We start from the raw sequence: 6,751 nt of genomic DNA on the forward strand, positions 1-6,751 counted from the left end.
TTCCGATGACTCAGCCCGCCCCCTATATCTTCAATGCCACCACCGCTGATTTCGACCAGTCGGTGATCGAGAACTCGTTCCACAAGCCGGTGCTGGTGGACTTCTGGGCCGAGTGGTGCGCGCCGTGCAAGGCCTTGATGCCGATGCTGCAACAGATTGCCGAGAGCTATCAGGGCGAACTGCTGCTGGCCAAGGTCGACTGCGATGCCGAGCAGGATATCGTCGCCCGCTTCGGCATTCGCAGCCTGCCGACCGTGGTGCTGTTCAAGGACGGCCAGCCGGTGGACGGTTTCGCCGGTGCCCAGCCGGAATCGGCGGTGCGCAAACTGCTTGAACCTCATGTGCAGATGCCACCGCCGGCGGCGGCCGATCCTCTTGAGCAGGCCGAGGCGTTGTTCACCGAGGGTCGGATTGGCGATGCCGAAGCCCTGCTCAAGGAACTGCTGGGTGAAGACAACAGCAACGCCAAGGCACTGATCCTCTATGGCCGTTGCCTGGCCGAGCGCGGCGAGCTGGGTGAAGCCCAGGCGGTACTGGATGCGGTGAAGAGCGACGAGCACAAGGCCGCACTGGCGGGTGCCAAGGCGCAGCTGACTTTCTTGCGCCAAGCTGCGGACCTGCCGGAGGTCGCCGATTTGAAGGCGCGCCTGGCGCAAAACCCGCAGGATGACGAAGCGGCCTATCAGCTGGCGGTACAACAACTGTCGCGCCAACAGTATGAAGGTGCGCTGGAGGGTTTGCTCAAGCTGTTCATCCGTAATCGCGGCTACAGCGAAGGCTTGCCCCACAAGACCTTGCTGCAGGTGTTCGACCTGCTGGGCAACGACCATCCGCTGGTGACCACCTACCGTCGCCGGTTGTTCGCTGCGTTGTACTGACCTTGTGGGAGCTGGTTTTATCTGTGAAGAGGCCCGTGAGGCCACCAAAAGCTTCGCGGGCAAGCTCCGCTCCCACATGGGACATTAGATCGAATACATATTCTCGGCGCGACACGCACATTGTGGGAGCCGGATTCATCCGCGAAGAGACCCGTGAGGCCGCCAGAAGCTTCGCGGGCAAGCTCCGCTCCCACATGGGACATTAGGTCGAATACATATTCTCAGCGCGACACGCACACTGTGGGAGCCGGATTCATCCGCGAAGAGGCCCGTGAGGCCGCCAAAAGCTTCGCGGGCAAGCTCCGCTCCCACATGGGACATTAGGTCGAATACATATTCTCGGCGCGACACGCACACTGTGGGAGCCGGATTCATCCGCGAAGAGGCCCGTGAGGCCGCCAAAAGCTTCGCGGGCAAGCTCCGCTCCCACATGGGACATTAGGTCGAATACATATTCTCGGCGCGACACGCACACTGTGGGAGCCGGATTCATCCGCGAAGAGGCCCGTGAGGCCGCCAAAAGCTTCGCGGGCAAGCTCCGCTCCCACATGGGACATTAGGTCGAATACATATTCTCGGCGCGACACGCACATTGTGGGAGCCGGATTCATCCGCGAAGAGGCCCGTGAGGCCGCCAAAAGCTTCGCGGGCAAGCTCCGCTCCCACATGGGACATTAGGTCGAATACATATTCTCGGCGCGACACGCACACTGTGGGAGCCGGATTCATCCGCGAAGAGGCCCGTGAGGCCGCCAGAAGCTTCGCGGGCAAGCTCCGCTCCCACATTGGACATTAGATCGAATACATATTCTCGGCGCGACACGCACACTGTGGGAGCCGGATTCATCCGCGAAGAGGCCCGTGAGGCCGCCAGAAGCTTCGCGGGCAAGCTCCGCTCCCACATGGGACATTAGGTCGAATACATATTCTCGGCGCGACACGCACACTGTGGGAGCCGGATTCATCCGCGAAGAGACCCGTGAGGCCGCCAGAAGCTTCGCGGGCAAGCTCCGCTCCCACATCCAAAGAATGTTCCGCCTTCAGGACTCGATCCAGCTGTAAAGCGGCGAATCCGTCCCGCTCAGCACCTTGATCTCACTGCAATGGCGCAAGCGCACCAACAAGCGCTTGGCCGCCACCGTGCTCCCCGCCAGCCCCTCCAACTGTGCCAGCAACTGCGGCCCGTCGATCTGCCCAGCCTGGCGCACCAGGTCCCTGGCCGTCCGCCACAAGGCATCGCCCTCGCTCACCGGCCTTGCCACCACCGCAGCCGCCGCCTCTGCCGGCACGCTCACCCGCAACTGCGCCCCCAGGCGCGCCCACTCGCTCTCATCCAACTCCACCGTCAAATCCACCGGCCATTGGCCGATAGTGCCTCGAATTCGCACCATGATGCCCTCCTCGCGATTGCAGGGGCCCATGCTCCCACGCGTCACTCGACACGCCAAGTCAGTAGCCGAACAAGGTATAAATTGTTATAAGATTACATAACAAAACACCCTCGTTGTCGTTCCTGGAGAAACGCCATGCGCCACCTGCTGCTCGCCCTGCCTTTTGCCCTGCTCCCGCTGGTTGCCGCCCAGGCTCAGGAAGCCCATGAACATGGCAGCCTCGGCGCCCACGAGCACGGCGTTGGCCGACTGAATGCGGCACTCGACGGCCAGACCCTGGAACTGGAACTGCAAAGCCCGGCGATGAACCTGGTGGGCTTCGAACACCCGGCCACCACCGACGCCGACAAGGCCAAGGTCGCCGCCGCGCACGCGTTGCTGGAGAAGCCGCTGGAGCTGTTCAACCTGCCGAAAGCCGCCGGTTGCGTGGCGACTAACCAGGCACTGGAAAGCCCGCTGTTCGGCGATCCGGCACCTGAAGACGCCGATGACGATGATGACGACGAGCACGCTCCTGAAACCACCGGCACCCCCCCGGCCGCCGGTGCCGAGCACCATCATGACCATAGCGAGATCCACGCCCGCTACCAGTTCACCTGCGCCACTCCGGCCGCGCTGAAGACCCTGGACCTGGGCCAGGTGTTCAAGACTTTCCCTGCTACCCACAAGATCCAGGTGCAGCTGATTTCCGGCAGTGGCCAACAAGGGGTTGACGCCACGCCAGAGGCTGCCACCCTGAAGTTCTGATCCATCTCCATCCGTGTAGGAATGGCGCTTGCCTGTGGGAGCGGAGCTTGCCCGCGAAAGAGACGACTCGGTCTTTCAGGAATACCGAGTTGCTCCCTTCGCGGGCAAGCTCCGCTCCCACAGGCAGATAAACACCAATCCCACAACGAGCCCATCACCTGTGAATCGGCCTTTATGACCCAAGCACTTATCGAACTGTCCGACCTGGGCTTCAATTGGCCCGGTCATCCACAGTTACTGGATATCCCGGCGTTCCGCCTGGAACCGGGCGAAACGCTGTTCCTCAAAGGCCCCAGCGGTAGCGGCAAGACCACCTTGCTGGGCCTTTTGGGCGGCGTGCAGAAACCCAGCCGGGGCAGCATCCGCCTGCTCGGCCAGGAACTGACCGAACTGGGCGCCGGTGCCCGCGACCGTTTTCGCGTCGATCACACCGGTTATATTTTCCAGCAGTTCAACCTGTTGCCGTTCCTCTCGGTCCGCGAGAACGTCGAACTGCCTTGCCACTTTTCCAAACTGCGCGCCAGCCGCGCGATCCAGCGCCACGGCAGCGCCGACCAGGCCGCCGCCACCTTGCTTGCCCACCTTGGCCTGAGCGACCCGGCCCTGCTGGAACGGCGTGCCGACTCGCTGTCCATCGGCCAGCAACAACGGGTTGCCGCCGCCCGCGCCTTGATCGGCCAACCGGAGTTGGTGATCGCCGACGAGCCGACCTCGGCACTGGACTACGATGCCCGCGAAGCCTTTATCCGACTGCTGTTCGCCGAATGCCGCGAAGCCGGTTCCAGCCTGCTGTTCGTCAGCCATGACCAGAGCCTGGCCCCGCTGTTCGACCGTCACCTGTCGCTGTCCGAATTGAATCGCGCGGCCACGCCCGCGGAGGTCTGAGATGTATCTGTTTCGTCTGGCCCTGGCCAGCTTGGCCAACCGCCGCTTTACCGCCCTGCTCACGGCTTTCGCCATCGCCCTGTCGGTCTGCCTGCTGCTGGCCGTGGAGCGCGTGCGCACCGAAGCCCGCGCCAGCTTCGCCAGCACCATCAGTGGCACCGACCTGATCGTCGGCGCCCGCTCGGGCTCGGTGAACCTGCTGCTGTACTCGGTGTTTCGCATCGGCAACGCCACCAATAACATCCGCTGGGACAGCTTCGAGCACTTCGCCAACAACCCGAAAGTGAAGTGGGCGATCCCGATGTCCCTCGGCGACTCCCATCGCGGCTACCGCGTCCTGGGCACCAACCAGGCCTATTTCGAGCATTACCAGTACGGCCACCAGCAGAACCTGCAACTGGCCGAAGGTCGCCCGTTCGCCACCGATCCGTTCGAGGTAGTGCTCGGCGCCGAGGTGGCCGACGCGCTGCACTACAAGCTCGGCGACAAGCTGGTGCTGGCCCATGGGGTGGCGGCCATCAGCCTGGTCAAGCATGACGACAAGCCCTTCACCGTGGTCGGCATCCTCAAGCGCACCGGCACCCCGGTGGACCGCACGCTGCATATCAGCCTCGGCGGCATGGAGGCGATCCACATCGACTGGCACAACGGCGTACCAGCCCACGGCGCCGGACGCATCAGCGCCGACCAGGCCCGCAATATGGACCTGACGCCGCAAGCCATCACCGCTTTCATGCTCGGCCTCAACAACAAGATCTCGACCTTCGCCCTGCAACGGGAGATCAACGAGTTCCGTGGCGAGCCGATGCTGGCAATCCTCCCGGGCGTGGCCTTGCAGGAGCTGTGGAGCCTGATGGGCACGGCGGAAAAGGCGCTGTTCGTGGTCTCACTGTTCGTGGTCCTGACCGGTTTGATCGGTATGCTCACGGCGATCCTCACCAGCCTCAACGAACGCCGCCGGGAGATGGCGATCCTGCGTTCGGTGGGCGCACGACCTTGGCATATCGCCAGTTTGCTGATCCTGGAAGCCTTTGCCCTGGCGCTGTCCGGGGTGGTGGCCGGGGTTGGCCTGTTGTATCTGTGTATCGCCCTGGCCCAGGGTTATGTGCAGTCGAACTACGGGCTGTACCTGCCACTGTCCTGGCCAAGCGAATATGAATGGACGCTGCTCGGCGGTATCCTCGTCGCCGCCCTGTTGATGGGCAGCGTGCCGGCGTGGCGCGCCTATCGACAATCCCTGGCCGACGGCCTGTCCATCCGTTTATGAGTGTTGCGATGAAGAATAAAGTCCTGGCTGGCGTGCTGTTGGCGCTGTGCGTGGTGACGGCCACGCCGCTGTGGGCCGATGACAAACCCAGGGAGCTGGCCTGGCAGGACATGATTCCGCCCGATGCGCCGCCGGAAGTCCCGCAGATGACGCCGCTGCATGACCTGTCGAAAATCGGCAGCATGGATATCGAGGCGGCGCCGGCGGCCAGGCAGTCGCTGTCCGATGCACCGGTGGTCAAGGCGCTGGACGGCCAGCATGTGCGTCTGCCCGGGTATATCGTGCCGCTGGAAGTGAACGAGGAAGGGCGGACCACGGAGTTCCTGCTGGTGCCGTATTTCGGCGCCTGCATCCATGTGCCGCCACCGCCGTCGAACCAGATCGTGCATGTGACCAGTGAGCTGGGGGTCAAGGTCGACGAGTTGTACCAGCCGTACTGGATTGAAGGCGACATGCAGGTCAAGCAGAGCACCAGCGATCTGGCGGATGCGGGGTACAGCATGGCGGCGCAGAAAATCTACGTGTACGAGTTGCCGGAGTAAAACCCGTCGCTCGGCGGTGGCTGCCCGGGCCTCTTCGCGGGCAAGCTCCGCTCCCACAGGTTTTGAATCGAGTCTGAGTCGGGGGCTCTACAGAACCTCTGTGGGAGCGGAGCTTGCCCGCGAAGAGGTCGCCGGGAACAACACAAAAGTTCCCGCTCCAGCCCGGCCATTGGCCTTTCATTGAGCCAGGTCAAAGATTGGCTCTGCTTTCCATTGAGCTGAGTCAAAAGCCGACCCGGCTCGCTCTTTACCATTGGACCCAGTGAATTTGAACCGTCCTTTGGAGCCCCCCCAATGCACAAGTCCCTGCTCAGCGCCTCTCTCGTAGCGCTCGCCCTCGCCGCGCCCCTTGCCCACGCTCACCAGGCCGGTGATTTCATCGTCCGCGCCGGTACCGCCACCGTCGCACCCAACGACAGTAGCGGCGACCTGAGACTCGACGGCGCAAAAGTCTCCGGCACCAAGGCCACGGTAGACAGCGACACCCAACTGGGCCTGGCCTTCGCCTATATGTTCACCGACCATATCGGCCTGGAACTGCTGGCCGCGACGCCTTTCCACCACGAAGTCGCCGTCAAGGGCCTCGGCCCGGCACTGGACGGCAAGTTGGGGGATATCAAGGAACTGCCGCCGACCCTGTCGCTGCAGTACTACCCGATGGAAGCCAGCTCGAAGTTCCAGCCTTACGCCGGTGTCGGCATCAACTACACCATGTTCTTCGGTGAAGACCTGACCAGCAAGCGCAAGGATGAAGGCTTCAGCAACATGAAGCTACAGAACTCGGTGGGCCTGGCCGGACAGTTGGGCTTCGACTACATGCTCACCGACCGCATGCTGCTCAACGCTTCGGTCTGGTATATCGACATCGACACCAAGGCCACCATCGACGGCCCGACGGCCCTGGGCGTAGGCCAGACCAAGGTGGATGTGAAGGTCGACCCATGGGTCTACATGGTCGGTATCGGCTACAAGTTCTAAGCCGAATCACAGCCTGTGGCGAACGGACTTGCCACAAGAACGCGATACCAGCGTTCCATCCCC

7 protein-coding genes are annotated in these 6,751 nt (G+C 62.8%); 6 read left to right on the plus strand and 1 reads right to left on the minus strand.

Translation table 11 applies throughout. From position 1 onward, the window contains the following. The first annotated feature begins 5 nt into the window (after positions 1-5). The gene (gene trxA / locus M5B99_RS19400; protein ID WP_248805544.1) at positions 6-878 is read left to right on the plus strand and encodes a thioredoxin; all 873 of its coding nucleotides are present in this window, start codon (positions 6-8) and stop codon (positions 876-878) included. 1,040 nt (positions 879-1,918) lie between these two features. Here trxA and M5B99_RS19405 read toward each other — a convergent pair. Further along, positions 1,919-2,269, minus strand: coding sequence for a hypothetical protein (locus M5B99_RS19405; protein WP_248805545.1), 351 nt, complete (start codon positions 2,267-2,269; stop codon positions 1,919-1,921). 135 nt (positions 2,270-2,404) lie between these two features. Here M5B99_RS19405 and M5B99_RS19410 point away from each other — a divergent pair, with 135 nt between their 5' ends. From M5B99_RS19410 to M5B99_RS19430, 5 genes are all read left to right on the plus strand, one after another. Further along, positions 2,405-3,016 carry a DUF2796 domain-containing protein gene (locus M5B99_RS19410; protein WP_248805546.1) on the plus strand — a complete coding sequence of 204 codons (612 nt, stop codon included), beginning with the start codon at positions 2,405-2,407 and terminating at the stop codon, positions 3,014-3,016. 174 nt (positions 3,017-3,190) lie between these two features. Further along, positions 3,191-3,901 carry an ABC transporter ATP-binding protein gene (locus M5B99_RS19415; protein WP_100944382.1) on the plus strand — a complete coding sequence of 237 codons (711 nt, stop codon included), beginning with the start codon at positions 3,191-3,193 and terminating at the stop codon, positions 3,899-3,901. A 1-nt stretch (position 3,902) separates the two neighbouring features. Further along, a complete protein-coding gene (locus M5B99_RS19420; RefSeq protein ID WP_248805547.1) occupies positions 3,903-5,168 on the plus strand; it encodes an ABC transporter permease in 1,266 nt (421 codons plus the stop codon). Between the two features lie 8 nt (positions 5,169-5,176). After that, on the plus strand, positions 5,177-5,710 hold the full coding sequence (locus tag M5B99_RS19425) for a DUF3299 domain-containing protein (protein ID WP_248805548.1): 534 nt from the start codon (positions 5,177-5,179) through the stop codon (positions 5,708-5,710). Between the two features lie 294 nt (positions 5,711-6,004). Beyond that, positions 6,005-6,688 carry an OmpW/AlkL family protein gene (locus M5B99_RS19430; protein WP_248805549.1) on the plus strand — a complete coding sequence of 228 codons (684 nt, stop codon included), beginning with the start codon at positions 6,005-6,007 and terminating at the stop codon, positions 6,686-6,688. Positions 6,689-6,751 lie beyond the last annotated feature (63 nt).

It is taken from the genome of Pseudomonas sp. MWU13-2100 (assembly GCF_023242365.1).
Classification (GTDB): Bacteria; Pseudomonadota; Gammaproteobacteria; order Pseudomonadales; family Pseudomonadaceae; genus Aquipseudomonas.

Coding starts and splice junctions, on each gene's coding strand:
- M5B99_RS19425 (WP_248805548.1), top strand. CDS start 5,177: ATGAAGAATAAAGTCCTGGCTGGCGTGCTGTTGGCGCTGTGCGTGGTG.
- M5B99_RS19415 (WP_100944382.1), top strand. CDS start 3,191: ATGACCCAAGCACTTATCGAACTGTCCGACCTGGGCTTCAATTGGCCC.
- M5B99_RS19405 (WP_248805545.1), bottom strand. CDS start 2,269: ATGGTGCGAATTCGAGGCACTATCGGCCAATGGCCGGTGGATTTGACG.
- M5B99_RS19420 (WP_248805547.1), top strand. CDS start 3,903: ATGTATCTGTTTCGTCTGGCCCTGGCCAGCTTGGCCAACCGCCGCTTT.
- M5B99_RS19430 (WP_248805549.1), top strand. CDS start 6,005: ATGCACAAGTCCCTGCTCAGCGCCTCTCTCGTAGCGCTCGCCCTCGCC.
- trxA (WP_248805544.1), top strand. CDS start 6: ATGACTCAGCCCGCCCCCTATATCTTCAATGCCACCACCGCTGATTTC.
- M5B99_RS19410 (WP_248805546.1), top strand. CDS start 2,405: ATGCGCCACCTGCTGCTCGCCCTGCCTTTTGCCCTGCTCCCGCTGGTT.